General features: G+C 63.0%; 24 protein-coding genes and 1 tRNA gene. 4 read left to right on the forward strand and 21 right to left on the reverse strand.

Translation table 11 applies throughout. The features are described from left to right. Positions 1-8 precede the first annotated feature (8 nt). A complete protein-coding gene (locus tag ACFQ2F_RS09465) occupies positions 9-1,280 on the forward strand; it encodes an O-antigen ligase family protein (protein ID WP_379089073.1) in 1,272 nt (423 codons plus the stop codon). 50 nt (positions 1,281-1,330) lie between these two features. Here ACFQ2F_RS09465 and ACFQ2F_RS09470 read toward each other — a convergent pair. The 7 genes from ACFQ2F_RS09470 to ACFQ2F_RS09500 all read right to left on the reverse strand — a co-directional run bounded on the left by ACFQ2F_RS09470 (position 1,331) and on the right by ACFQ2F_RS09500 (position 5,934). Beyond that, positions 1,331-1,408 (reverse strand) — tRNA-Pro (locus ACFQ2F_RS09470). Between the two features lie 124 nt (positions 1,409-1,532). Further along, complete coding sequence (locus tag ACFQ2F_RS09475) at positions 1,533-2,012, reverse strand: MerR family transcriptional regulator (RefSeq protein ID WP_379089076.1); 480 nt, start codon at positions 2,010-2,012, stop codon at positions 1,533-1,535. A 112-nt stretch (positions 2,013-2,124) separates the two neighbouring features. After that, positions 2,125-2,442 carry an integration host factor subunit alpha gene (locus ACFQ2F_RS09480; RefSeq protein ID WP_379089079.1) on the reverse strand — a complete coding sequence of 106 codons (318 nt, stop codon included), beginning with the start codon at positions 2,440-2,442 and terminating at the stop codon, positions 2,125-2,127. Positions 2,443-2,580: 138 nt separating this feature from the next. Then, a complete protein-coding gene (locus ACFQ2F_RS09485) occupies positions 2,581-3,558 on the reverse strand; it encodes a beta-ketoacyl-ACP synthase III (RefSeq protein ID WP_379089082.1) in 978 nt (325 codons plus the stop codon). A 20-nt stretch (positions 3,559-3,578) separates the two neighbouring features. Continuing rightward, entirely contained in the window at positions 3,579-4,622 is a 1,044-nt protein-coding gene (gene plsX / locus ACFQ2F_RS09490; RefSeq protein ID WP_379089085.1) for a phosphate acyltransferase PlsX, read from the reverse strand. A 123-nt stretch (positions 4,623-4,745) separates the two neighbouring features. After that, a complete protein-coding gene (locus ACFQ2F_RS09495; RefSeq protein WP_379089088.1) occupies positions 4,746-5,330 on the reverse strand; it encodes a YceD family protein in 585 nt (194 codons plus the stop codon). Then, positions 5,314-5,934, reverse strand: coding sequence for a ubiquinol-cytochrome C chaperone family protein (locus tag ACFQ2F_RS09500; RefSeq protein ID WP_379089091.1), 621 nt, complete (start codon positions 5,932-5,934; stop codon positions 5,314-5,316). Before ACFQ2F_RS09500 ends, ACFQ2F_RS09495 begins: the two co-directional genes overlap by 17 nt. Before the next feature lie 165 nt (positions 5,935-6,099). On the opposite strand from ACFQ2F_RS09500, the gene ACFQ2F_RS09505 reads away from it, so the two are divergent. Beyond that, a complete protein-coding gene (locus ACFQ2F_RS09505) occupies positions 6,100-6,552 on the forward strand; it encodes an outer membrane protein assembly factor BamE (RefSeq protein WP_379089093.1) in 453 nt (150 codons plus the stop codon). A 108-nt stretch (positions 6,553-6,660) separates the two neighbouring features. Here ACFQ2F_RS09505 and ACFQ2F_RS09510 read toward each other — a convergent pair whose 3' ends face one another. From ACFQ2F_RS09510 to ACFQ2F_RS09570, 13 genes are all read right to left on the reverse strand, one after another. Beyond that, positions 6,661-8,778 (reverse strand): sodium-translocating pyrophosphatase, encoded by a 2,118-nt coding sequence (locus ACFQ2F_RS09510; protein WP_379089097.1) that lies wholly within the window; start codon positions 8,776-8,778, stop codon positions 6,661-6,663. Between the two features lie 309 nt (positions 8,779-9,087). Further along, positions 9,088-10,113 carry a thiamine-phosphate kinase gene (gene thiL, locus ACFQ2F_RS09515; RefSeq protein ID WP_379089100.1) on the reverse strand — a complete coding sequence of 342 codons (1,026 nt, stop codon included), beginning with the start codon at positions 10,111-10,113 and terminating at the stop codon, positions 9,088-9,090. After that, the gene (nusB, locus tag ACFQ2F_RS09520; RefSeq protein WP_379089103.1) at positions 10,113-10,637 is read right to left on the reverse strand and encodes a transcription antitermination factor NusB; all 525 of its coding nucleotides are present in this window, start codon (positions 10,635-10,637) and stop codon (positions 10,113-10,115) included. Before nusB ends, thiL begins: the two co-directional genes overlap by 1 nt. Positions 10,638-10,639: 2 nt before the next feature. Further along, a complete protein-coding gene (gene ribH, locus ACFQ2F_RS09525) occupies positions 10,640-11,110 on the reverse strand; it encodes a 6,7-dimethyl-8-ribityllumazine synthase (protein ID WP_379089106.1) in 471 nt (156 codons plus the stop codon). Positions 11,111-11,112: 2 nt separating this feature from the next. Then, entirely contained in the window at positions 11,113-12,246 is a 1,134-nt protein-coding gene (gene ribB / locus ACFQ2F_RS09530) for a 3,4-dihydroxy-2-butanone-4-phosphate synthase (RefSeq protein ID WP_379089109.1), read from the reverse strand. Between the two features lie 38 nt (positions 12,247-12,284). Beyond that, entirely contained in the window at positions 12,285-12,896 is a 612-nt protein-coding gene (locus ACFQ2F_RS09535) for a riboflavin synthase (protein ID WP_379089112.1), read from the reverse strand. Further along, positions 12,881-13,990, reverse strand: a complete 1,110-nt coding sequence (ribD, locus tag ACFQ2F_RS09540; RefSeq protein WP_379089115.1) for a bifunctional diaminohydroxyphosphoribosylaminopyrimidine deaminase/5-amino-6-(5-phosphoribosylamino)uracil reductase RibD — start codon at positions 13,988-13,990, stop codon at positions 12,881-12,883. Before ribD ends, ACFQ2F_RS09535 begins: the two co-directional genes overlap by 16 nt. 43 nt (positions 13,991-14,033) lie before the next feature. Then, positions 14,034-14,525: a transcriptional regulator NrdR gene (gene nrdR, locus ACFQ2F_RS09545; RefSeq protein WP_379089118.1), complete on the reverse strand. Its 492-nt coding sequence runs from the start codon at positions 14,523-14,525 to the stop codon at positions 14,034-14,036. A gap of 41 nt (positions 14,526-14,566) precedes the next feature. Beyond that, a complete protein-coding gene (gene glyA, locus ACFQ2F_RS09550; protein ID WP_379089121.1) occupies positions 14,567-15,871 on the reverse strand; it encodes a serine hydroxymethyltransferase in 1,305 nt (434 codons plus the stop codon). A gap of 314 nt (positions 15,872-16,185) precedes the next feature. Beyond that, positions 16,186-17,397 (reverse strand): 5-aminolevulinate synthase, encoded by a 1,212-nt coding sequence (gene hemA / locus ACFQ2F_RS09555; protein WP_379089124.1) that lies wholly within the window; start codon positions 17,395-17,397, stop codon positions 16,186-16,188. A 197-nt stretch (positions 17,398-17,594) separates the two neighbouring features. Next, positions 17,595-18,944, reverse strand: coding sequence for a L,D-transpeptidase family protein (locus ACFQ2F_RS09560; RefSeq protein WP_379089127.1), 1,350 nt, complete (start codon positions 18,942-18,944; stop codon positions 17,595-17,597). 307 nt (positions 18,945-19,251) lie between these two features. Next, on the reverse strand, positions 19,252-19,761 hold the full coding sequence (gene ldtR, locus ACFQ2F_RS09565) for a transcriptional regulator LdtR (protein WP_379089130.1): 510 nt from the start codon (positions 19,759-19,761) through the stop codon (positions 19,252-19,254). 145 nt (positions 19,762-19,906) lie between these two features. Then, positions 19,907-20,977, reverse strand: a complete 1,071-nt coding sequence (locus tag ACFQ2F_RS09570) for an enoyl-CoA hydratase/isomerase family protein (protein ID WP_379089133.1) — start codon at positions 20,975-20,977, stop codon at positions 19,907-19,909. A gap of 119 nt (positions 20,978-21,096) precedes the next feature. Between ACFQ2F_RS09570 and ACFQ2F_RS09575 the strand changes: the two genes are divergently transcribed. After that, the gene (locus ACFQ2F_RS09575; protein ID WP_379089136.1) at positions 21,097-22,194 is read left to right on the forward strand and encodes an extensin-like domain-containing protein; all 1,098 of its coding nucleotides are present in this window, start codon (positions 21,097-21,099) and stop codon (positions 22,192-22,194) included. Positions 22,195-22,382: 188 nt separating this feature from the next. Beyond that, on the forward strand, positions 22,383-23,456 hold the full coding sequence (hemB, locus tag ACFQ2F_RS09580; RefSeq protein ID WP_379090665.1) for a porphobilinogen synthase: 1,074 nt from the start codon (positions 22,383-22,385) through the stop codon (positions 23,454-23,456). Between the two features lie 22 nt (positions 23,457-23,478). Here the strand turns inward: hemB and ACFQ2F_RS09585 are convergent, their stop codons facing one another. Next, entirely contained in the window at positions 23,479-24,129 is a 651-nt protein-coding gene (locus tag ACFQ2F_RS09585) for a hypothetical protein (RefSeq protein ID WP_379089139.1), read from the reverse strand. Positions 24,130-24,312 lie beyond the last annotated feature (183 nt).

A 24,312-nucleotide genomic window follows, 5' to 3' on the forward strand; every position in this document is an offset into this window, starting at 1 on the left:
TGACGCCGATGAGCGTAAGCGATCTTCCTATAGGCCGGCTCGCACCGGCCGGGGCTCCGCCCCATATCAGCGCCGGGATCCGGCGGCTGGCGTTGTTCTATGTCTGGCTGACGATCGCGACCGTGGGGATCGTGGTGGCGGATCCTGCGCCGTACGACGCGCTGATCATGGGTGCCACGCTCATGATTCCGGTCGTCGGGCTCATGCGCGTCTCGACCGGGCTTGCCGTCTATTTCTTCGTTTGGATGGTGATCTGCGCCGGCGGCTATATTGCGACGACCCAGGCCGGCACTTTGGAGTTCTCCCTCCCGCACACGAACATCACGCTGTTCCTAGCGCTGACCTCGGTGCCGCTGGTGGGATTCGTGGGCGCGGATTCCAACGCCCGCGTCCACCTGCTGCTATCAGCCTATACGGTCTCCGCCGTGATCGCGGTGGTCGCGGCCCTCATCGGCTATTTCAACCTGTTGCCGGGCGCCTACGATATCTTCACCCAGTATGGCCGGGCGCAAGGCACGTTCGAGGATCCCAACGTCTTCGGTGCGTTCCTCGTGCCTGCGATCCTCTACTGTTTCTACCTGGTTCTCAATTCCTCCCTCACACGCGCCGCATTGGTCTCGGCGGTGGGCGGCTTCCTTCTGTTTGGCTGTCTGCTCAGCCTTTCGCGTGGCGCGTGGGCAAGCCTGTTCGTCGCGCTTCTCACCTTTTCCTTCTGCATGTTCTCGACGGCGCCCACGAACCGTCAGAGGGTGAAGCTCTTTCTCGTCCTCCTGATGGCTGCCATCGTGGCGATCGGGGTTGTGGCCGCGGTGCAGATGGCGCCGAACTATGCTGAGCTGTTTGGCGAGCGCACCTCATTCGAGCAGTCCTACGACATCGGACCCGAAGGACGGTTTGCCGGACATGTGAGGGCGATGGGGCTGATCGTTGAGAACCCGCTCGGCCTCGGCGCACTGGAGTACGCGCGGATATGGCGGCTCGGAGACGTGCACGAGGTCTATCTCAGCATGTTCCTCAACACGGGTTGGATTGGCGGGCTGCTCTATCTCGGGCTGGTGATCGCAACCCTGGCGCTGGCAATCCGCCGGGTGATCTACGACCGCGGGGGTGACGGCCTCAGCGCTGTGGCGCTCGGGGCTTTCGTTGCCCTGGTGTTGGAAGGGTTCGTGATCGACACCGACCACTGGCGCCATTTCTTCGTGATCATGGCCCTGATCTGGGGCATGGCGCTCGATATGCCGCCGAAACGGCGCGGCGCATCAGACGATCGCCCCGTTTGAGGACGGGTTCGTCTTCGAATTTCAGAAGATGGAGTGAGGGAGAAGAAGGCTGGTCGGAGCGGCGAGATTTGAACTCGCGACCCCCGGTCCCCCAGACCGGTGCGCTAACCGGGCTGCGCCACGCTCCGTACCTGTCGCCTTCAAGAGATGTGGGTATACACGGTCAGGCGCGCCAAGCAAGGCGTGTGTTCGCCTGACCGCTGGAAATCGGCCGCAGGGTTTGTGCCGCGGCCGTATCCGGTCTTCGCCGCCCTACTTCTTGGCGCCAGCGAGCAGCTCCCTGCAGGCCTGGAGCTCTTCGAGAATCGCGCTGATATAGGCGGCCCTGTTGCCGCCCGGCAGATGCTCGCCCGAGGGCGCCTCGAGCGGTTCGCTGGCTGTGGGGCCTTCCGCACGGCTCTTGGCGGCATCGGCCGCGACATCGGGAATCGGCGGCGTGCGCTGCTGGATCGGCGGCTCATCGCCATCCCGCGGCGTCATGACCGAGCGAGGCCCGTTTTCGCGCAGGATCTTCTGCACGCCACGGATCGTGTAGCCTTCGCTGTAGAGGAGATGACGGATGCCCTTCAGCAGGGCAACGTCCTCAGGACGATAGTAGCGGCGGCCGCCGCCGCGCTTCATGGGTTTGACTTGAGAGAATTTGGCTTCCCAGAACCGCAGAACGTGTTTGGGAACGTCGAGATCGTCGGCGACTTCGCTGATAGTCCGAAACGCCTCAGGCCCTTTCGGCATGGCTTACCCCCGCTTCTATACCCCCCAACCGCCGGCCTCCCGGCGGTTCAGGCGTTTTGCAATGGGCGCACCCAGGTTTGCCGGGCGCCGAAGCGAGACAGCGCGAAGCCCCCTATTCCGCAGCCTTCCGGCGCGAAAGAGCGTTGTTGATATATTGCTTCATGATGTTGCTTGCGCGGAACACCAGCACACGCCGCGGCGTGATCGGCACTTCCTGTCCGGTCTTCGGATTGCGCCCGATCCGTTCCCCCTTGTCCCGGATACCGAACGAGCCAAAAGACGAGAGCTTCACGGTCTCGCCGTTCTCCAAGCTGGACACAATTTCCTTGAGCACGAGTTCGACCAGTTCCGCCGACTCGTTTCTCGGTAGTCCAACCTTCTGGAACACGGCTTCCGCCAAATCGGCCCGTGTCAGCGTCTTCCCGCCCATTGCGATACTTCCCCCAGGTCGCGGGTAAGCCAAAATGCTAATCGAGCAACTCACGCAAGGTCAATGACCGTTGCGTCAAATTCCTGATTTTGCGTTCTTTTCGGGCCCAGGTGTGACATTCGCGGCACGCAACCTGCGCTACCACCTCACGAGAAGTGCACCCCAGGTGAAGCCACCCCCCATGGCCTCCATCAGCACAAGATCGCCGGGCTGGATACGCCCGTCCTGAACCGCAACATTTAGTGCCAGCGGGATGGATGCCGCCGAGGTATTGGCGTGCTTGTCGATGGTAACCACGATCCGTTCCGCCGGCAGCTTCAGCCTCCGGGCCGCGCCATCGAGGATTCGCTTGTTGGCCTGATGGGGCACGAACCAATCGATGTCTGAGGGCTCCAGACCGGACATTTCAAGCGCTTCGTCAATGGCTTCAGCGATCTTTATGACAGCATGTCTGAAGACTTCAGGCCCATCCATCCGCAGATAGCCGGCCGTGCCCGTGGTGCACGGGCCGCCATCCACATAAAGCTTGTCGCGGTAGCGGCCATCGGAGCGCAGGCAGGCGGCCAGGATGCCCCGATCGGTCGAGGCGCCGGGCTGCAGCTCCGCCTCGACGACGACCGCGCCGGCGCCGTCGCCGAACAGGACGCAGGTGTTGCGGTCCTTCCAGTCGAGGATGCGGGAAAACACTTCGGAGCCGATCACCAGCGCCCGCTTATAGGGGCCAGCGCGCAGGAAGTTGTCCGCTGTCGAAAGCGCATAGACGAAGCCGGAGCAGACGGCCTGGATATCGAAGGCCGCGCCCTGGGTAATGCCGAGCTCGGCCTGGATGGTCGTTGCGGTGGCTGGAAAGGTCTGGTCGGGGGTGGAGGTGGCGAGCACGATCAGGTCGATGTCGCTGGCATCCATCCCTGCATTGGCGAGCGCCTCCTTGGCGGCAGCCAGCCCCATGGTGGAGGTGTATTCGCCCTCGCCTGCGATACGCCGCTCACGGATGCCGGTGCGGGAGGCGATCCACTCGTCGTTGGTTTCGACGAATTCGGAAATATCCGCATTGGTCATGATGCGCTCGGGCAGGTATCCACCACAGCCCTTCACGACCGTTCTCAACACACTCACGTTGGCCAAACTCCTCGGGCTTAAGCGGCACCTTCGAGCTGGAGCTCGGCCTGGAAGCGGGCAACGTCGTCGGCGAGCCGGCGCACCACATCGCTGGAGGCCATATCGGAGGCCAGATCGATGGCGCTGGCGAAACCGGTCGCGTCGGTGCCGCCATGGCTTTTCACGACGATGCCATTGAGACCCAGGAAGATGCCGCCATTCAACTGGCGGGGATCCATCTTGTCTCGGAGCGCGCCGAACGCGCCCTGAGCCAAAACAGCTCCCATGCGGGCCAGAAGGGAGCGTCCCATGGCGGCCCGCAGGTATCCTGCGATTTGCTTAGCCGTTCCCTCTGCGGTCTTCAAGGCGATGTTGCCGGTGAAGCCGTCAGTGACGACCACGTCGACGGCGCCACGGCCGATATCGTCGCCCTCGACGAAGCCATGATACCGGAAGGACAACGGCGTCTCGCGGAGTGCCTGACCGGCCTCCTTGATGTGGTCGAGGCCTTTGATCTCCTCGACGCCGATATTGAGGAGCCCGATGGAGGGCTGCTCCAGATTGAACACGGCGCGGGCCATGGCCGCTCCCATGACGGAGAACTCGATCAGCTGGCGGGCATCGGCGCCGACATTTGCGCCGACATCGAGCACGATGCATTCGGAATCGATGGTGGGCCAGATGGCGGCGATGGCCGGGCGGTCGACCTGCTCCAGGGTGCGCAGGCAGAACTTCGCCATGGCCATGAGCCCGCCCGTATTGCCGGCGGAGACGGCGGCGTCGGCCCGGCCGTCCTTCACCATCTGCAGTGCAAGCCACATGCTGGAATGCCAGCGGCCCTTGCGGAGGGCCACGGACGGCTTCTGGTCCATGGTGACCACCACATCGGTGTGGATGATCTCCGAGCGCTCCTTGAGCTTCTTGTAAGGCTCCAGAAGCGGCCGGATCAGATTTTCGTCGCCGATCAGGAGGAAGCGCAGATCCGGATTCCGGACCAGCGCATCGGCCGCCCCGGGTACGACGACCTCGGGACCTCGGTCCCCGCCCATGGCATCGAGCGATATGGTGACAGGCGCACCCATTGTCTTCTTACCGATCTGGATGAATCATTTCGCGGCCGGACGGCCTGGCCCCCAAAAATGGCCCGAAGATACTCAAAAGCCCCTCCCTGACAACCCTCGTGACGCGCGCCATGCTCTTGAGGCCTAGTTGCGCTTCAGCTGTTCCAACACCGCAAACGGGTTCTCGCGCGTTTCTGCCGCATCGCCTTCGCCGCTCTTGCCCTCCTCCCATTCGAAGGCTGCGCCTTCGCGTCGGGGGTAAGGAGTAAGCGCGAGCGCGAAGGTTTCGTAGACCAACCGCCCCAGGTCGATGGTGCCGTCGACGATGGGTTCCGGCCATTCGGCCAGCGGATCGCCGGCGGAGCCCGCCTCGGCCTCCTCCCGCTCGATAGCGTGAATACGCGTCAGAGGCCAGAACTCGGCTTCGACAGGCATATCGATCATTTCGTCCACGGGCTCCAGGGTCACCACGCAGGTCTGGATCGCCTTCGCCTCCAAGCGGCCCTTGAGCCGTATCGACCCCCCTGACGCCTTTCGCAAGGTGTAGGTGAAGAGCAGGCGCTCCAGGCTTTTCAGATCCTGAAGGGAAGCGATCTCCTTCAGCTCGGCCTCGGTCGGTTCGATCACCTCCTCCTGGCCGTGGCGAATGGTCTCGACCTTCACGATCCGCTTGAGGGGGGATTCCTGATCGATCTCCGGGTCGGGTGCCGTCTTACGATTTTTCGACATCTGAGACCTCCGGGAATTGCACGTTTCCATCACGCAGGTCGGTGAAATGTTGTTCCGCCAGCCCTACGGTCACTTTGTGAAGATAGTCGCTCAATGCGCCGCTTGCAGCCTCGGCCTGTTCTTCCGGCATGGGAAGAAGCTCTGCCAGAGCCTTGCGGAAAGAGTCCTTTTCGGCGCCGTAGGCCTCTTCGAGCGCGTTGATCACGCCGTGAGTCTTAGCGCAGATATCGCGGACCCGCTTTGGCACCTTCAGGTCGCTCACGCCCATCTCGCGCAGCACCGTATCCATATCGGCGCTGAAGAGATCGACAAGCTCCTGGGCCATCTCCTGGGCTTTGGCTTGACCCTCGCCGCTTTCCGCCTGGAGACGGCGGAGAACGGCGAATATATGCACAGTCAGCATGGACAGGCGGCCTTCCAGGGTGTCGGGTACCCCGAACTCTGAGTAAAAGACCGGCAGCCGTGCCTGCGCCACAATCGCGTCATAGAGTTTTTCTGCATTAACGCGATTGGGCGAATGCCGTCTTAGCCAATTGAACGGGTTCATGAATTCGGCATCGATATGAGCGCTGGGGCGGACCAGTCTATAGAATTGATCAACCACTTTCGGCGATTCTTAGCCAGTGGCGCGATCTTAGACTGAAGGCCGGGCTGCATGCTATGTGGCCCGTCGGATAACGGACATTTTCTGCGAGAGGAATGGCTTTTCGTGCCAGGCACCGGAACCAAACGCGCAAATCCATCGATTTCGGCCCTAGCGGGGCTCTTCATGGGCGGCCTCATGCTGCCGCTGGCCGGCTGCGGAAGCGCTGCGACCATCGACCATCACGGCCATGTCTTCACCGACGTGGACACGTCTTTGGTGCGTCCGGGCATGACCAAGGAAGACGTTGAGCTGACGCTCGGCTCGCCGGACACCACGGGCACGATCAACGGCGATAGCTATTACTATATCTCGAGCACCCAGAAATCCGTCGCCTTCCTCAAGCCCTGGGAAATCGACCGGCAGGTGATCGCCGTCTACTTCAACGGCAGCGAACGGGTCCATCACGTCTCGCATTACGGGCTGAAGGACGGCATGGTCGTCGACTTCGCCAATGACGAATCCCCTGCCCGCGGCAAGGACGCCTCGATGATTCAGGAGCTGTTCGGCAACGTCGCCCAGCGTGGCATGTTCAAGAAGCAGCACGAGAACTCAGCGACGCCGGGTCCGGGGCTTTAGGCTCAGCCTGAAACCGTCAGCAAACGGCTTCTTCAAAAGCCTTCCGAATACAAGAACGGCCGAGCTCGAAACCGAGCCCGGCCGTTCTGCTATCTGGTTCTGATACGTCTAGTGCGCCAGGACGGCGAGCAGCAGAAGCGCCACGATATTGGTGATCTTGATCATCGGGTTCACGGCAGGGCCTGCGGTGTCCTTGTAGGGATCGCCGACCGTGTCGCCGGTCACCGCGGCCTTGTGGGCCTCGGAGCCTTTGCCGCCGAAATGACCGTCCTCGATGTACTTCTTGGCATTGTCCCATGCGCCGCCGCCGGCGGTCATGGAAAGCGCCACGAAGAGGCCGGTGACGATCACGCCGAGAAGCATGGCGCCCACGGCCGAGAAGGCCGCGCTCTTACCCGCGATCAGATAGATCACGAAGTAGAACACGATCGGGCTCAACACGGGCAGAAGCGAGGGAACGATCATCTCCTTGATCGCCGCCTTGGTGAGCAGGTCGACCGCGCGTCCGTAATCGGGACGCTCGGTGCCCTTCATGATGCCCGGCTTCTCCTTGAACTGGCGGCGGACCTCTTCGACGATCGCAGCACCGGCGCGGCCCACGGCCGTCATGGCGATGCCGCCGAAGAGATATGGCAGAAGGCCGCCGAGGAAGAGCCCGACCACCACATAGGGGTTGGAAAGGCTGAAGGTCGGATCGACACCCTCGAAATACGGGAATTCCGCCGGGTTCGCGGCGAAGTATTTCAGGTCTTCCGTATAGGCCGCGAACAGCACCAGGGCGCCGAGACCGGCAGAGCCGATGGCGTAGCCCTTGGTGACCGCCTTGGTGGTGTTTCCAACGGCGTCCAGCGCATCCGTCGTGTTGCGCACATCGGCCGGCATCTCGGACATCTCGGCGATGCCGCCGGCATTGTCCGTCACAGGACCGAATGCATCGAGCGCCACGATCATGCCGGCGAGGGCCAGCATGGTGGTCACGGCGATGGCGATGCCGAAGAGTCCGGCGAGACCATAGGTGACTAGGATGCCGGCGATGATGACCAGGGCCGGCAGCGCCGTCGATTCCAGGGAGATGGCGAGCCCCTGGATGACGTTGGTGCCGTGGCCGGTGACCGAGGCTTGCGCGATGGACTGCACCGGCCGGAAGTTGGTGCCGGTGTAATACTCGGTGATCACCACGATGAGGGCGGTGATGACGAGGCCGACCATGCCGCAGAAGAACAGCGACCAGCCGGTGAAGGTGGTGCCGCCGACGGCGAGTTCCGTGTCCATGCCGATGAGGAAGGCGGTGAGCGGCCAGAGCCCGATCAGAGAGAGCACGGCGGTGGCGATAACGCCTTTATAGAGCGCGCCCATGATGGACTGGCTGGCTCCCAGGCGGACGAAGAACGTGCCGATGATGGAGGTCAGAACGCACATGCCGCCGATGGCCAGCGGATAGAGCATGATGGAATAGAGGTCCGAGTTGCCGCTGAAATAGATCGAGGCGAGCACCATGGTGGCCACAACGGTCACGGCATAGGTCTCGAACAGGTCGGCGGCCATGCCGGCGCAGTCGCCGACATTGTCACCTACATTATCGGCAATGGTGGCCGGGTTGCGCGGATCGTCTTCCGGAATGCCGGCCTCGACCTTGCCCACCAGGTCGCCGCCCACGTCGGCGCCCTTGGTGAAGATGCCGCCGCCCAGACGGGCGAAGATGGAGATCAGCGAGGCGCCGAAGCCGAGGGCTACAAGCGCATCGATCACGACGCGTGAATTGGGCGCATAGCCGAGGAATTCGGTCAGCACGAGGAAATAGACGGAGACGCCGAGCAGCGCGAGGCCCGCAACCAGCATGCCGGTGATGGCGCCGGCGCGGAAGGCGATGCTCAAGCCCTCGGCCAGGCCGGTCTTCGAAGCCTGGGCGGTGCGGACATTCGCGCGGACCGATACGATCATACCGATGAAGCCCGCCGCGCCCGACAGGATCGCACCGATAGCGAAGCCGATGGCCTGGGGCAGACCGAGCAGGAAGAGGCCGGCGATGAAGATGACCACGCCGACGGCGGCGATGGTCATATATTGGCGAGACAGGTATGCGCGCGCGCCTTCCTGAATGGCTTTCGCGATTTCCTGCATCTTCGCGGTGCCGGCGTCGGCTGCGAGAACCGCGCGCGTCGTGACGAGTCCATAGACGATGGACAGCGCCCCGAAGGCAATAATTGCATAAAGAACCCAAGTCATAACCGGCTGCTCCCTTGTATGAGCATTGCTTCAATTTTGGAGGGAGTGCGCACGCGGAACTGCGTGCTTGGAGAGACCCGCCCATCCTCCCTTCAGGCGTGTTTCCCTTGCGCCTTTTCGGCGCGGTCTTCTTGGCGCCTTCAGGCGCGGTCGTTCCTTGCATTTGGGCGGCAAGTCGCGCGACTCTTCGCCGCGCGGAAAATGCCAAAGATGGCGCGCGGAAGCAACAAAACGCTTGTCCGTCAGCAAGATCGCGGTGGACGGGTTGGGGGCTATATGCCCTGGGAACGGCTCAAGGCAGCCCCGGCCTCAGAAATGGCTGAAGCTGCGCCTTTCCAGGTTCATGGGCGCGCCGTCCGCACCGATAAAGACCGCTGTCGTGGGCGGGCCGGCGTCGACGCTTCCGATCCGGGTGACGCGCACCCCTGCTCTTTCCGCGTCGATCTCGAAGGCCCGGGACCTGTTCGCGGGGATAGCGGCGAGGATCTCGTAATCGTCTCCGCCGCCGAGAAGCGCGGGCAGCAGAGCCGGGTCGCTCTGGCAGGCCTTCGTGGCGGGCTCTGACAGCGGTACCCGGGAGGCCTCGACGCGGGCCTGAAGACCGCTTGCGATGCAGAGCTTGTCCAGATCGCCACCCAGCCCGTCGGAGAGGTCGATGGCCCCATTGGCGTGATGGCGGAGCGCCGGAGCCAGCGTGGTCCGCGGGTGGGGCTCCCGGTAGCGGTTCACAAGATAGGCTGCCTCGTCCTCCGAAAGGCCCCAGCGCTCGGCCAGGCTCGGATACCTCAGAAGCCGAAGCCCGAGAGCTGCATCGCCGATGGTGCCCGAGACATAGAGGCCATCGCTGGGTTTGGCGCGGGAGCGCAGCACGGCCTGACCTTCCGGCACGCGGCCAATGGCCGTGATGGTGAGCGTCAGCGGTCCTGGGGTTCCGGTGGTATCGCCGCCGATCAAGGCCGCGCCCGCCTCCTCCTGAAGCTGCTCCAGCCCCTTCGCCAGGCCTTCCAGCCATTCCGGCGACTGCATCAGCGAATCGTCCTCCGGCAGACTCAGGGCCAGGAGATAGGCTATCGGCTCGGCACCCTTGGCGGCGAGGTCGGACAGGCTGACGGCGAGGGCTTTGTGGCCAATGGCCTCGGGCGGATCGCCGGGCAAGAAATGGACCGTATCAATCAGGGTGTCGGTGGTGACGACGAGGTCGTCGCGAGATCCGCCGCGAAGAAGAGCTGCGTCGTCGGTGAGGCCGAGGCTGGCGGGGTCGGTGGCCAGGGGCGCAAAGAAGTGCGCAATGATGTCGAACTCGCCGAGCCGTTCCCGATCCGGCGGGGGTGCCATCAGCCTTGCCCCTGCTCTGCGGTGACGCCTGGCGCATCAGGCGCGGGCGGCGCCAGCTCCTCTGGCCGCACTTCCTTGGCGATCCGGTCCAGCAGGCCGTTCACGACCTTGGGCTCGTCCCCTTCGAAGAAGGCATGGGCCAGGTCGACATACTCGTTGATGGAGACGCGGGCCGGCACGTCGGCGCGGCGCAGGATCTCGAAGGTCCCGGCGCGCAGGATCGCCCGCAGGATGCTGTCGATGCGGGTGAGATGCCAGCCTTCGGCCAGGCGCTCGTTGATCAGGGGATCGATGCGGCGCTGCTCGGCAACCACGCCTTGAATGAGATCTGTGAAGAAGGCTGTCTCGGCCGCGTGGATCTCTTCGCCGTCGATGGCCTCGCCGATGCGATGCTCCTGGAACTCCGCCGCGACCGCCGTCAGGTCGATGCCCGTCATGTCCATCTGATAGAGGGCCTGGACGGCGGCGAGCCGCGCGGCGCTGCGGGAAGCGGCGCGCTTGTTTGTCTTTTCGGGCTTCGTCATCGTCAGCGGCGGCTTGCGGAGGAGAAGTGGTGCTCCAGCTCCATGAGCGAAAGACAGGCGGCCGCAGCGCTCCCGCCCTTGTTACGGCGGTCGACGGCGGCGCGCTCCCAGGCCTGCTCGCGGGTCTCGCAGGTCATGATGCCGTTGCCGATCGGAACTGCGTGATCGACAGCAAGCTGATGCAGTCCGGCAGACGACTCCTTGGCCACCACGTCATAGTGGCTGGTTTCGCCGCGGATCACGCAGCCCAAGGCAATACAGGCACGATGCCGCCCGGCCCGTCCGACAAAGCCGTTGGCAAGTGCCAGGCTCAGGGCCAGCGGGATCTCCAGGGCGCCGGGGACGAAGATGCGCTCATATTGGACGCCGTACGTCTCGAGTTCCTCAATGGCGCCCTTCACGAGCTCCTCGGCAATATCTTCGTAGAAGCGCGCCTCGATGATGAGAACCGAAGGAGAGGTTTTGCGCGCCATGATTACTCCAGAGGACGATGGCCGGTTACAGTCAGGCCATAGCCTTCCAGACCGACGATCTTGCGAGGTGTGTTGGACAGCAGCGTCATCTGACGGACGCCCAGATCGAGTAGAATCTGCGCACCAATACCATAATCGATCAAGCGCTGCTGGCCCGGACTACCGTTTCCGTTTTTCTTGTCGATGCGGGCCGAGACATCTCCGGCATTGCTCTCGCGGATCAGGACAAGAACGCCACGGCCCTCCTTGTCGATAGCCTCCATGGCCTTCTCGATCAGACTTTCGCGATCGCCGGTCGCAGCCAGAGTATCGTTCAGAATGTTGAGCGCGTGCACGCGGACCAGGACGGGGCCGCCTTTTGAGACATCGCCTTTGACCAGGGCAATATGTTCGATGTTGTCGACGGTCGTGGCATAGACCTTGAGATCGAACTCTCCGCCGAATCCGCTGGTAATCTTCGACTCGCTCACCACGCGCACCAACTGATCGTAGTGCAGGCGATAGGCGATCAGATCTGCAATGGTCCCAATCTTCAGATCGTGCCGCTGCGCGAATTCGATGAGATCCGGCAGGCGGGCCATGGTGCCGTCGTCCTTCATGACCTCGCAGATCACGCCGGCCGGGATCATGCCGGCAAGCCGCGCCACGTCGACGGCCGCCTCGGTATGGCCGGCACGGACCAGCACGCCACCCTCCTTCGCCACGAGCGGAAAGACATGGCCCGGCGAGACGATGTCCCGGTAGTCGTTGTTGGCGTCGATGGCGACGGAGATGGTGTGGGCTCGGTCGTGGGCAGAGATGCCTGTGGTGACCCCTTCCCTGGCCTCGATGGAGACGGTAAAGGCCGTAGAGTGCCGGGTCTTGTTCGACCGGGACATGAGTTCCAGGCGAAGCTGCTCCACGCGCTCCTCTGTCAGCGAGAGACAGATCAGACCGCGCCCATGGGTCGCCATGAAGTTGATGACTTCGGGCGTGACCATCTGGGCCGGAATGACGAGATCGCCTTCGTTCTCACGCTCCTCGGCATCCACGAGAATGAACATCCGGCCGTTGCGCGCATCCTCGATCACCTCTTCGATGGGTGAGAGGGCGGCGTGCAGATCAATCTCTTGCGCTGTGTCTTGGGCGGTGCTCACGGGGTCTTCTTAGTCCTGCAATGGGGCTCGCGTCGGAATTATCCGGACGCATTCCCTTCAGCGAGCCGCTCTACGTAGCGGGCCATCATATCCACTTCCAGGTTCACCGGCGCGTTGGGCTCCAATGCGCCGAGCGTCGTGTGCTCCAGGGTAAATGGTATGACGTTCACCGAGAAGCGCGGCCCTTTGACATCGTTGACGGTCAACGAAACGCCGTTCAGCGCCACGGAGCCCTTTCTAGCAATATAGCGGGCGAGCTGGGGCGGACTTTCGAAAACCAGACGTCGGCTTTCGCCATCTGGCTTCACCCCGAGAAGAAGCGCGCAGCCGTCGACATGGCCACTCACCATGTGGCCGCCGAGCTCGTCGCCCATCTTGAGGGCGCGCTCCAGGTTGACGCGGGTTCCGGTCTTCCAATCCACCAGGGTGGTGAGCGCGAGGGTTTCGTTGGAAGCGTCGACGGAGAAACGGCTGCCGTCCGCCGTTTTCTCGACGGCGGTGACCGTCAGGCAGCAACCGTTGCAGGCGATCGACGCGCCGAGCTCGATGCTTGCCGGGTCGTAATGGGAAAGGATCTCGAACCGGGCGCCTTCTTCGCCGATCTCGGCTTTTCCGACCTCGCCGATATCGGTGACTATGCCGGTGAACATTTCGGCTTCCGATGCCATTCCGTCATGCGGTCCCGGCCGAAAGAGCGCTCGCCGGTCATGACGTAGTCGCCGCTGCCGGTGAGCTTGTCGATGCCGTCATCGACGAAGGGCAGCAGGCCTTGGGGCCCGACTTCCTCCACGCCTTGATAGATGAGAGCTTCGTCGACGAGGCCGGCGTCCAGGAAGCTTTTGGCGACGGCGGGACCGCCTTCCACGAGCACGCGGGTGATGCCCGCCATGGCGAGGCCCTCCAGGGCTTCGCGGACGCACGGAAAGCCTTCCTCGTCGCAATTGACCCGAAGGATCTCAGCACCGCGCTCCTGAAGCGAGGCCTCGTTGGTCTGGGGCTCGTCGGAACAGACGAACCAGACCGGCACCATCTCGTCGTCGAAAAGCTGGGCCTGTTTCGGGGTGCGCAGACGGCGGTCGAGCACCACGCGGACCGGAGAGCGGCATTCCATGCCGGGAAGCCGGCAAGTCAGGCTCGGATCATCGGTGGTGACGGTGCCGCGGCCCACGAGAATGGCGTCGCAGCGGGCGCGCTGCAGATGGGCATGGGCCCGGGCCGCCTCGCCGGTCACCCATACGGGGCTGCCATTGCCCTCTGGGATGCGGCCGTCTGAGCCGACGGCGAGCTTAAGGATGACCTCGGGGCGGTGCTCGGCGACACGCAGGATATGGCCCCGGATCATGTCGGCGGCAGCATCGGCGAGGACGCCTTCGGTCACCTCGATTCCGGCCGCCTTCATCTTCTCGATCCCAAGGCCCGCGGTTCGCGGATCGGGATCGCGCATGGCGGCGACGACGCGGCTGGGCTCGGCAGCGATGAGCGCCTCAGTACAGGCCTCGCCCCTGCCCTCATGGGCGCACGGTTCGAGCGTCACATAGACGGTGGCGCCCTTGGCGCGATCTCCGGCCTGGGCGAGCGCGATGGCCTCCGCATGAGGCCTGCCGCCTGGTGCGGTCACGCCGCGCCCGACGATCTCTCCGTCGGGGCCGACAATCACACATCCGACAGACGGGTTAGGCCAAGTCGTACCGAGGCCCCTGCGCGCCATAGCAAGCGCCTGGGCCATGTAATCTTCATCACGCATGGTCATGAGCTTCTAATGCGCCGTGCCGTTTCGGCTCCGGTCGCTAATCGTCATCCGGCGATAACTGATCTTCTGCATCGGGCGTCGGGCCGGCGAGTTCTCCCAGCACGGCCTCAAAGTCCTTGGCCTCGCGGAAATTCTTGTAGACCGAGGCGAACCGTACATATGCGACGTCATCCAGCGTCTTCAAGGCCTCCATTACGAGGGTGCCGATGGTCTCGGACGGCACGTCGTTCTCGCCCATATTTTCCAACCGGCGCACGAGCCCGCTAACCAGGCGCTCAAGGCGCTCCGGATCGACGTCTCGCTTGCGGGTGGCCATCTGAATGGAGCGCATCAGCTTGTCCCGGTCGAAGGGCACTCGACGACCGTGGCGCTTGATCACCGTCAGCTCACGGAGCTGAACGCGCTCGAAAGTGGTGAAGCGGCCGCCGCAATCTGAACAGATGCGGCGGCGCCTTATTGTGGAATGATCCTCACTGGGCCGCGAGTCTTTGACCTGCGTGGCGGTGCTGCCGCAATACGGGCATCGCATAGTGGCCAGCTCCCCCTCTTATTGCCCCGCCGAAGATCAGCTTAGCGATAGATCGGAAAGCTCTCGCAAAGCGCGATGGCGCGCTCCTTGACCGACTCCTCGACCTTCTGGTTGCCCTCCTCGCCGTTCTCGGCCAAGCCGTCCAGCACCTCGACGATGAGGTTGCCGATGGTCTGGAACTCCGAGACGCCGAAGCCGCGGGTCGTACCGGCCGGCGTGCCGAGACGAATGCCCGAGGTGATGGCGGGCTTCTCCGGATCGAAGGGAACGCCGTTCTTGTTGCAGGTGATATGGGCCCGGCCAAGCGCCAGCTCGGCAGCCTTACCGGTGAGCTTCTTGGGCCGCAGATCGACCAGCATGACGTGGGTGTCCGTGCCGCCGGAGACGAGATCGGCACCACCGCCGACCAGCACCTCACCGAGAGCCTTGGCGTTGTCGACAACCTGCTTGGCGTAGATCTTGAAGTCGGGCGACAGAGCCTCCTGGAAGGCAGCTGCCTTGCCGGCGATGACATGCATCAGCGGACCGCCCTGCAGGCCCGGGAACACGGCGGAGTTGATCTTCTTGCCGATGTCCTCGTTGTTGGACAGGACCATGCCCGAGCGCGGGCCGCGCAGGGTCTTGTGGGTCGTGGTGGTGACGACGTCTGCGTGGGGCAGCGGGCTCGGATGAACGCCGCCGGCGACGAGGCCTGCGAAATGGGCCATGTCGACGAGCAGATACGCACCGACCTCATCGGCGATCTTACGGAAGCGCGCAAAGTCGATGATGCGCGGATAGGCCGAACCGCCGGCGATGATCAGGGCCGGCTTGTGCTCCTTGGCGAGCTGCTCGACCTGGTCGTAATCGATCTCGTGGGTGTCCTCACGGACGCCGTACTGGACCGCGTTGAACCACTTGCCCGACAGGTTCGGCGGGGCGCCATGGGTGAGATGGCCGCCGGCCGCGAGCGACATGCCGAGAATGGTGTCGCCGGGCTTCAGCAGCGCCAGGAAAACTGCCTGGTTCGCCTGGGAGCCGGAATGGGGCTGGACGTTGACGAAGCTGCAGTCGAACAGCCGCTTGGCGCGGTCGATGGCGAGGTTCTCGACGACATCGACATACTGGCAGCCGCCATAGTAGCGGCGGCCCGGATAGCCTTCGGCGTATTTGTTGGTGAGCAGCGTGCCGACAGCGTCGAGCACGGCGCGGGAGACGATGTTCTCCGAGGCGATCAGCTCGATCTCGGTCTGCTGACGCTCGGCTTCGTCCTCGATGGCATCCCAAAGCTCAGAATCGGTATCCTCAAGATGCTTGGAGAAGAAGCCTTCTCCACGAATATCCGTGTTGCTCTCGCTTGCCGTCATCTCTTGCGCTCCTCGAAAAAACGGGCTCCCCAGTCCGATTGTGGACCTTTGCCGTGCTCTTGTCCAAAAAGGCAAAAACGCCCCGGCCATGGGTGGCCCGGAGCGATGCCATAAGATGATTTGATTGCCACTTAGCATATGTCGCGCAGGCTTACTAGCAACAGCGCTGAGTGGCAGATTGGCGCAATATTTAGCGCCTCTTCCAGCCATATCTTCGAGATACGGCTATTGGGACTACGATGAAGCGGTGCGCTTGGATCAGGCCGGAGAGGTGGCCGGTTCTTGCCTGAAGGCCGCGACTGCCTCGTTAGGCCTTACGCGGCGCGGGCCAGATCCATCTCTTGCCAGAGGGTGTTCAGCGCATCCATCAGGTAATCCATATCCTCATCGGTGTGATAAGGCGCCGGGGTCAGGCGGATGCGCTCCGTGCCGCGGCGTACCGTGGGATAGTTGATGGGCTGAACGTAGACGCCGAAACGCTCCAGGAGCGCATCGGTGAGCTTCTTGCAGCGAACCGGATCGCCGACCATGACCGGCACGATGTGGCTGGGGTTTTCCAGCACTGGGAGATTGGCGGCCGCCATGCGGTCCTTCAGCTCCCGCGCCCGCTCCTGAAGCTGGGTGCGCTCCACCTGGCTCTCTTTCAGATGGCGGATTGAGGCCACGGCGCCGGCCACGATGGCGGGCGCGAGCGAGGTGGTGAAGATGAAGCCCGGCGCATAGGACCGGATCGCGTCGATCATGTTGGTCGAGGCCGCGATATAGCCGCCCATGAGGCCGAAGCCCTTGGCAAGCGTCCCTTCGATGATATCGACCTCGCCCATGAGCCCGTCCCGGTCGGCGATGCCGCCGCCGCGAGGACCGTAGATGCCAACCGCATGGACCTCGTCGAGATAGGTCAGCGCATTGTGCTTCTTGGCTACGGCGCAGATCTCCGCGATTGGGGCGATATCGCCATCCATGGAATAGACCGACTCGAAGGCGACGACCTTCGGCGTGTCGTTGGAATATTCTGAGAGCTGCCGGTCGAGATCCTCGACGTCGTTATGGGCCCAGATGCGCTTCGGGCCACCGCCGTGGCGGATGCCCTCGATCATGGAGGCGTGATTCTGCTCGTCGGAGAAGATCACGCAGCCCGGCAGGATGCGGGCGAGCGTGGAGAGCGCCGCTTCGTTGGCGACGTAGCCAGACGTGAACAGAAGGCTGGCCGCCTTGCCGTGCAGGTCGGCGAGCTCACGCTCTAGCTCGACGTGATAATGGGTCGTGCCGGAGATGTTGCGGGTGCCGCCTGCGCCTGCGCCTGCCGTCTCGATGGCCTCGTGCATGGCCTTGAGCACCTTCGGGTGCTGGCCCATGCCGATATAGTCGTTGCTGCACCAGACCTTGATCGAGCGCTGGCCGTCAGCGCTGAAATAACTTGCATGGGGGAAGTTGCCGCGCTTGCGCCGGATATCGGCAAATTCGCGGTACCGGCCTTCCTGCCGAAGGGCGCGGAGGGCGCCTGCGAGCTCTTCTTCGTAATCCATTCGCTCGTATCTAGCTTGGCCGAAATGAGTCCGGCACTGGGTCAAATGCGACCACTGGCCTTTACCACATCATAGGCCTAAGCCGTAGGAGAATGGTCGAACCTATGGTCGCAGGGCTCACCTTTCTGGCACAGCAAGCCTACGAAGAGAATGCGTTTTCTCCGTTTGAGATAGGTGCTTTGGCGCGAAGGTAAAGGCTAGTAGGTCGACGCCGTCTGGGCGCCGCCGTCCTTGTTGTAGATATCGGGGCGGAAATGGGTCACGCCATCGGGCGTGGTCCAACCGTCGATATAAACGAACATGACCTGCACCTTGGAGCGAAGCTCGACCACTTCCTGCTCGCCGGTATGCTTTAGCTCCTGGATGCGCGGCAGATCCCAGCCGGGCACGTCGCGCAGCAGCCATGCGGCAAGCTGATCGACATTGTGGATACGCACGCAGCCGTGGCTCTCGTAGCGCAGCTCCTGGCCGAACAGAGCCTTCTCAGGCGTGTCGTGCATGTACACGGCATAGCGATTCGGGAAGTCGAGCTTGATGTAGCCAAGCGCGTTCTCTTCCCATGGCAGCTGACGGAATCGATAGCCGTAGACCGCGTCCCCGTACCAGTCCACTTGGTCCGACCTCAGGATCCGGCCAGAGCCATCGATCGCCTGCATGCGGTAGGTATCGAAGAAATCGACGCCGCTGGCGGTCAACTCGCGGGCTTTCGGAACGAGGTCGTTACGCACGATGCTCTTGGGCACGTTCCAGTACGGATTGAAGCTCACCCGCTGAATGGTGCTCTCAAGGGTCGGCGTCGCCAAATCGGCCTTGCCGACGACGGCCGTATAGCGGCCGACGACCTGCCCGTTCTCGACAGCTTCCGACTGGGCGGCCGGAATGTTTACGATCACGTAGCGGTTCTTGGTCTGAGGCACGGCCTTCTTCAGGCGTGTCAGGCTATTCTTGAGCTGCTGAAGGCGAACCTGGGCCGGCACGTTCAGCGCATCCACGGTCGGGCGATCGATCACGCCGGTGGGCGGAAGGCCGTGGCGCTCCTGGAAGCGGCGGACGGCCTGCACGAGGGTCTCGTCGTATTCGTTCGGAACGCTGCGCCCGTAAAGGTCGCCGCTGATCTCGAGACGCTGATGAAGGGTGACGATCTCATCGCCGTGAGAGCCGGGGCGAAGCGCCAGCTCGGGCACGCGCGGCCAGCCGCCACGGGCAACGATCTGCTCGTAGACGCCGATCGCCTGCTCCGTCATCTCGATGTTCTGGCGGGCAAGGGTCGGGAAGCCGAGCTGCGGGTTGCGCACCCACTGCTCCTTGAAGGGATCGGGGCCCTGCGGCTGCACCTGCTCCTGGCGGCGGCCGAACCAGATGCCCCTGCGGCTTCCTTCCGTGGAGGCCTGGGTTCCGCTGCTGGCGTTGGTCGGTTCACCGCCCAGCCAGTTCTGGAAGCCGTTCATGAAGTCGGCCCGGGCGGGCGTCATGCCAGCCACAGCGATAATCGCGCCGACGCCAGAGGCAATCAGTGCGGTCCGAAAATTACGATGCCAAGTGGTCATATGCCGCTCCCCGTCCTTGCGGCTCGGCTCCTGCGAAAGACATTAGCCCCTTCCGGTCCGCAAAACTAGCCGGTCAGGGTTAACAAAGATCAAGCTGAGCTATCGCCCCTTAAAGTCGCGGCCCGGTGTTGAGATGTCCCTCTCCCGGGCCGTGTCGTCGTAGGTCAAATGCTCGCTGGCCTTACGAGTTTCAATGGCTAGGGGGAGATTGCGGCTATTTTGCGTGGAGTGTGGACTAAAAAGCACAAACCGCCCGGGTGGTTTCCCACCCGGACGGCTCAGTTCGATCTGGTTTTTCGCCGCTCGCTTAGAGCTGGTAGCGGATCTGATCGGTCCAGAAGCGCTCCAGACGGATCAGCGACTTGTTCAGGCTTTCCAGCTCGTCGCCGCCGATGCCGCCCACCTTCTGGAGGGATTTCAGCTGACGGTCGTAGAGCTGGTTGACGATCTCGGAGACCGCCTGGCCCTTGTCGGTGAGGCTGACGCGGACCGAGCGGCGGTCCGTGGTCGAGCGCTCGTGATGGATGTATCCCGCTTCGACGAGCTTCTTCAGATTGTAGGACACATTGGAGCCGAGATAGTAGCCGCGGCTCTTCAGCTCGCCCGCGGTTACTTCCGAATCGCCGATGTTGTACAGCAGCAGAGCCTGGACCCCATTGACGTCCGACCGCCCCATACGGTCGAACTCGTCTTTGATGACATCCAGAAGCAACCGATGAAGACGCTCAATAAGCTTCAAGGAGATCAGATAGCGACCTTTGAGATCTTCTACCTCGCCTGAGCTTTCATGCGCACCAATGTCTAGCGCTACATTCATGACACCTACCCTCGTTGTTGTTTTTTTCCCCAACTTCAAGGGACTATAGGTGCGCTCAAGCTAAAATCACCTTAAGCGGAACGCTTAAGATTGCATGAAATTCTATCCTTAACTTTCGGTTTTTTGGAGCCGGAATCGCTTGGAATCAAAGGCCCGGCGTCAAATCCTCAAGGTAGAGCTCGTGGTCGGCCGGCTCGTCGAAGAGTCGATTTATAGCTTCGTCGTCAACTTTTGACAGGCTGTCGGGCTGCCAGGCCGCATCCCTGCCCTTGCCCACGATCCGAGCATCGACACCTTCGCGATAATCGGGGCTGGCGATGACTTTCTGGGTCAGCCGGTACTCCAGACGGAGCGCATCCGCCAGGTCGAGATCTTTGCCCCGGCGCATCTGCTGGAAGGCGATCTTGAGCGACGTCGGCGACTTCTTGCGGATCTCGGCTGCGGTCGCGTGGGCGAATTCGGCCTGCGGGCCATCCTCCGCATCGAGCAGATCCAGAATCTCTTCCACCGAGTCGGCGCCGAAGATCCGGTTGATGATGGGCGTCAGCCGGGCGAGCTGGCCTTCGCCGGGATCGCGATGTAGTCCGTCCAGAAGCTTGTCGATGGGATGATTGTCCCGGGCCGCATCCACGATGACGTGGAAATGGGCCGCCGGGATGCAGTGGCTCACCAGCTTCAGGCGATAGGCGTCGGCCCGGCCGATGATCTTGCCGGTCAGCGCCAGATAGAGCCCCATGTGGTGCGGCAGCCGGGACAGGAAGAATGTGCCGCCGGCATCGGGCAGGAAGCCGATGCCCACCTGGGGCATGGCGAGCCCGTAGTTTTCGCCGGCGATGCAGTGGGTGCCGAACAGGCTGATGCCGACACCGCCGCCAAGGCACAGCCCGTCGATCAGGGGCAGGTTCGGGCGGAAGAACTTCTCAAGGCGCCAGACATGTTGATAAGCGGCGCGGTAGAAGTCGCGAATTTCGTCCAAGGCCCCCTGCTCGCCCCATTTTTGAAGCACCTTAAGGTCACCGCCGCTGCAGAAGACCTTGGGATGGGTGGATTGCATCACGACGCCATAGATATGCGCCGCTGGCGACCAGGCGGAGTATTGCGCGCTCAACGCCTCGAACATCTCTTTGGTGAGGGCGTTGAGGCGGTCCGGCCGGTCGAGGGTGATGATCCCGGCGCGTTCGTTCTCCTCGAAGGTGATGCCGAGCGCTTCGCTCAAGGGGCGTCGTCCTTATTCTACAATGCTGCGGAAGCCAGTCCGGAAGGTCCGCGGCAGCTAGCACTTCGCGCAAAAAACCACAAGAGCCGGGCCCGCGTCAGCGCGGTCGATCGACCCGCATGAACCTTTTCCTGCCCCTCTCCCCTCGGCTGCTCGTGGCAGCCTGTCTTGCCCTGGCCGCAACCGGTCCGGTCTATGCGGAAGAGCCGCCGATGCCGGAGCGGAAACCTTCGCCATCGAAAGCGGCCGCTGCGGGAGCGGAGTCGGACAAGAAAGAGTCAGAGAAGAAGGGGCCACTTACACCGGATGAGCGGCCGTCGCTTGCCTGGACCAAGCCGGAGATCGAGGCGGCCAAGAAGGAATGCGCCGCCCTGCTCGACAAGATCGCCATCGATTACGAGCCGCTTGATCCGATCCGCGAAGGCGACTGCGGGGCGCCCGCGCCTATCCTGGTGAAATCCATCGGCGCCGATCCTGCGGTCACGATCACGCCGCCGGCGACCTTGCGGTGCCCCGTGGCGGCTGCCCTGAACGACTGGCTCACCAAGGTGGTACAGCCGGAAGCGCGGGCGCTGTTTCAGTCCCCCGTGGTGAAGATGCAGAACGCGGCCGATTACGATTGCCGTAATCGCTACGGCAAAGCGGGCGGGAAACTCTCGGAGCACGCTCTGGCGAATGCTCTCGACATTTCGATCTTCACCCTGGAAGCGGAGACCACGGTGGCGCTCGGGAGCTCCTGGCCCAAGACGGGCCAGCTTACCGCGAAAGCGCCGAAGGCCGCCCCGCCTCTGCCTGAGCGAAACCCTGAGCTACTGGCCGCATCGCAAGCGGCGGAGCGCAAGATGGACGAGGCCATGGGCGCCAAGGGGCCGAAATTCGAAACGGTGGCATTGCAGGCAGCCAATGCAGCACGAAAGACGACAACGGTCTCCATGGCGCGCATGGCGGGCGAGCAGATTCTCGAGGTCATGAAGGCCAGGATCGAGCCCCAAGCCATGGCGGCGCCCTTGCCGGCCCAAAAGCCGGAGAAACCCTTAGAGAAACCCTTAGAACCGGCGCTCAAGACGGAGCCCGATGCGGCCGCGCGGTTCATGGTGCAAGTCCATGCCGGAGCTTGCGATTATTTCGGCACGGTGCTGGGACCGAAGGCGAACGACGCCCACAAATCCCATTTCCATTTCGACATGATCGAGCGGCCTACCAGCTACTGCCAGTGAGGCGGAGCGCGCGCCTGAGTCATCGGGTTCGAGATCTAATGCGCTTCGAAACCCTAATGACGAGGGGTTGTGGTGCGACACCGGCTGGGATGCTAGCTTTAGAAGCGCTCTAGATTCACGTTGCGGCCGCCCCTACCTGTTTTCGAGGCGCCCCGTCCATCCAGAGACGACATCTAAGCCAATCGAGAATCGCCATGTCCGACGACAAACCTCTTTCCCTTCGCACCGAACGCATCAAACGCGCCGAGGAGAAGCAGCGCGTGACATCGCAGCCCGGCTTTCCGGCGACTCGGCTGCGGCGCACCCGGATGCAGGATTGGAGCCGCCGGCTTGTGCGGGAGAACCATCTCGGCGTGGATAATCTCGTGTGGCCGTTCTTCGTGATGGAGGGTGACGGCGTCCGCCAGCCGGTCGAGAGCATGCCGGGTGTCGAGCGGCTCTCCATCGATCTTGCGATCCAGGCCGCCCGAGAGGCCGCCGAACTCGGCCTGCCGGCCATCGCGCTTTTTCCGTACACGGAAATGGGCCTGCGGGACGCGGAGGCGAGCGAGGCCTGCAATCCTGCCAATCTGATCTGCCGGGCGGTGCGCGCCATCAAGGCGGAAGTGCCCGATATCGGCATCATCTGCGACGTGGCCCTCGACCCCTACACAAGCCACGGCCATGACGGGATCATCGTTGACGGCGAGATCGACAACGACCGGAGCCTGGAGGTGCTGGTGCGCCAGGCGCTGGTCCAGGCGGAGGCCGGCTGCGATATCCTGGCGCCGTCGGACATGATGGACGGGCGGATCGGCGCGATGCGCACCGCGCTCGAGGATGCCGGCTATATCAACACCAAGCTGCTGTCCTATGCGGTGAAATACGCCTCGGGATTCTACGGTCCGTTCCGCGATGCGGTCGGTTCCGGCGCCATGCTCAAGGGCGACAAGCAGAGCTATCAAATGGACCCGGCGAATTCCGAAGAGGCGATGCGCGAGGTCGCACTCGATATCGCGGAGGGCGCCGACATGGTGATGATCAAGCCCGGCCTGCCCTATCTCGACGTGCTCTACCGCGTGAAGAAGACCTTCGGCATTCCGACCTTCGCCTATCAGACATCCGGCGAGTACGCGATGCTGAGCGTCGGTGTCGAGAATGGCTGCATCGACCGGAACACGGCCATCATGGAGACGCTGATGTGCTACCGGCGCGCCGGTGCGGATGCGATCTTCACCTATTTCGCGCGCGAGGTCGCCGAGCGGCTGAAGGCGGAGGACTAGCCATCCAGCCCGATTGTTCCGGCTAGTTGGTGACGGTCACCGACGAGAACATGATGGCTTCGGCTGACTGACGGTCGAAATTGTCGCCGCTCAGCCCGAAACGCCAACCCCCTTCCGGCTGCTGACCGCGGAGCTCGCGAAGCTTCTCGTCATTGACGTAGAAGAGGACCTGGTCGCCATTTGCTTCGATCCGCAGAGTGTTTTCCTCGCCGGGCTCGGTCTTGATGGCGTCGGAGGTGACGTTCTGCACGATCACCTGCCAGCGGTCGTCCTCTTTGCGGGCGATCCAGTACTTGCCGGTGTTCAGAACGCCGAACTGGAAATAGTTCTTCGAGTCCTTACCCCAGAACAGGATGCCGGCGCCCAGGATGCCCGGCTCGTCCTCGGGCCAGACCGCATCGGCGCAGATCTCGACATCCTGGTCGATCTCGTGGCTGACATTGAGATTGGCCTGCATCTCATCGGGCTGCAGGTCGAAGGTGAAGATGCCGTCGGCGATCTTGACCGCGCTGTTCAGAGCCCAGCCGCCCGCGTCGTCACTGAAATCGTCGGAGAAGATCTGCTCGCCATCGCACTCGGCCTTCGCGGCGGCTGTCCCGGCCAGGGTGACACCCAGAAGGCAGGCGGCCAGCGCGAAACAAAAGCGGCTGGAACGATTCACGCGGCGCAGCATAACGGTCCCCTTCCCGAATCCGTGTCGGCAATTGTCTAGCGCCTCGCCGATAGATCGGCAACCGGGAGCGGCCTTTCGGGCCCGCAAGTACGAACGTGTCTCGGCTCGCAGTCGAATTTGGCCGAAACGCTTGTTTCGCCGGACGTGTTACCCATGTTTTGGTATGTTGGCAGTTGCAAACGA

It is taken from the genome of Methyloligella solikamskensis (assembly GCF_042676065.1).
GTDB lineage: Bacteria > Pseudomonadota > Alphaproteobacteria > Rhizobiales > Methyloligellaceae > Methyloligella > Methyloligella solikamskensis.

Coding starts and splice junctions, on each gene's coding strand:
- ACFQ2F_RS09465 (WP_379089073.1), top strand. CDS start 9: ATGAGCGTAAGCGATCTTCCTATAGGCCGGCTCGCACCGGCCGGGGCT.
- ACFQ2F_RS09475 (WP_379089076.1), bottom strand. CDS start 2,012: ATGCCGAAAGGGCCTGAGGCGTTTCGGACTATCAGCGAAGTCGCCGAC.
- ACFQ2F_RS09480 (WP_379089079.1), bottom strand. CDS start 2,442: ATGGGCGGGAAGACGCTGACACGGGCCGATTTGGCGGAAGCCGTGTTC.
- plsX (WP_379089085.1), bottom strand. CDS start 4,622: ATGGGTGCGCCTGTCACCATATCGCTCGATGCCATGGGCGGGGACCGA.
- ACFQ2F_RS09495 (WP_379089088.1), bottom strand. CDS start 5,330: ATGTCGAAAAATCGTAAGACGGCACCCGACCCGGAGATCGATCAGGAA.
- ACFQ2F_RS09505 (WP_379089093.1), top strand. CDS start 6,100: ATGGGCGGCCTCATGCTGCCGCTGGCCGGCTGCGGAAGCGCTGCGACC.
- ACFQ2F_RS09510 (WP_379089097.1), bottom strand. CDS start 8,778: ATGACTTGGGTTCTTTATGCAATTATTGCCTTCGGGGCGCTGTCCATC.
- thiL (WP_379089100.1), bottom strand. CDS start 10,113: ATGGCACCCCCGCCGGATCGGGAACGGCTCGGCGAGTTCGACATCATT.
- nusB (WP_379089103.1), bottom strand. CDS start 10,637: ATGACGAAGCCCGAAAAGACAAACAAGCGCGCCGCTTCCCGCAGCGCC.
- ribH (WP_379089106.1), bottom strand. CDS start 11,110: ATGGCGCGCAAAACCTCTCCTTCGGTTCTCATCATCGAGGCGCGCTTC.
- ACFQ2F_RS09535 (WP_379089112.1), bottom strand. CDS start 12,896: ATGTTCACCGGCATAGTCACCGATATCGGCGAGGTCGGAAAAGCCGAG.
- ribD (WP_379089115.1), bottom strand. CDS start 13,990: ATGCGTGATGAAGATTACATGGCCCAGGCGCTTGCTATGGCGCGCAGG.
- nrdR (WP_379089118.1), bottom strand. CDS start 14,525: ATGCGATGCCCGTATTGCGGCAGCACCGCCACGCAGGTCAAAGACTCG.
- glyA (WP_379089121.1), bottom strand. CDS start 15,871: ATGACGGCAAGCGAGAGCAACACGGATATTCGTGGAGAAGGCTTCTTC.
- hemA (WP_379089124.1), bottom strand. CDS start 17,397: ATGGATTACGAAGAAGAGCTCGCAGGCGCCCTCCGCGCCCTTCGGCAG.
- ACFQ2F_RS09560 (WP_379089127.1), bottom strand. CDS start 18,944: ATGACCACTTGGCATCGTAATTTTCGGACCGCACTGATTGCCTCTGGC.
- ldtR (WP_379089130.1), bottom strand. CDS start 19,761: ATGAATGTAGCGCTAGACATTGGTGCGCATGAAAGCTCAGGCGAGGTA.
- ACFQ2F_RS09575 (WP_379089136.1), top strand. CDS start 21,097: ATGAACCTTTTCCTGCCCCTCTCCCCTCGGCTGCTCGTGGCAGCCTGT.
- ACFQ2F_RS09585 (WP_379089139.1), bottom strand. CDS start 24,129: ATGCTGCGCCGCGTGAATCGTTCCAGCCGCTTTTGTTTCGCGCTGGCC.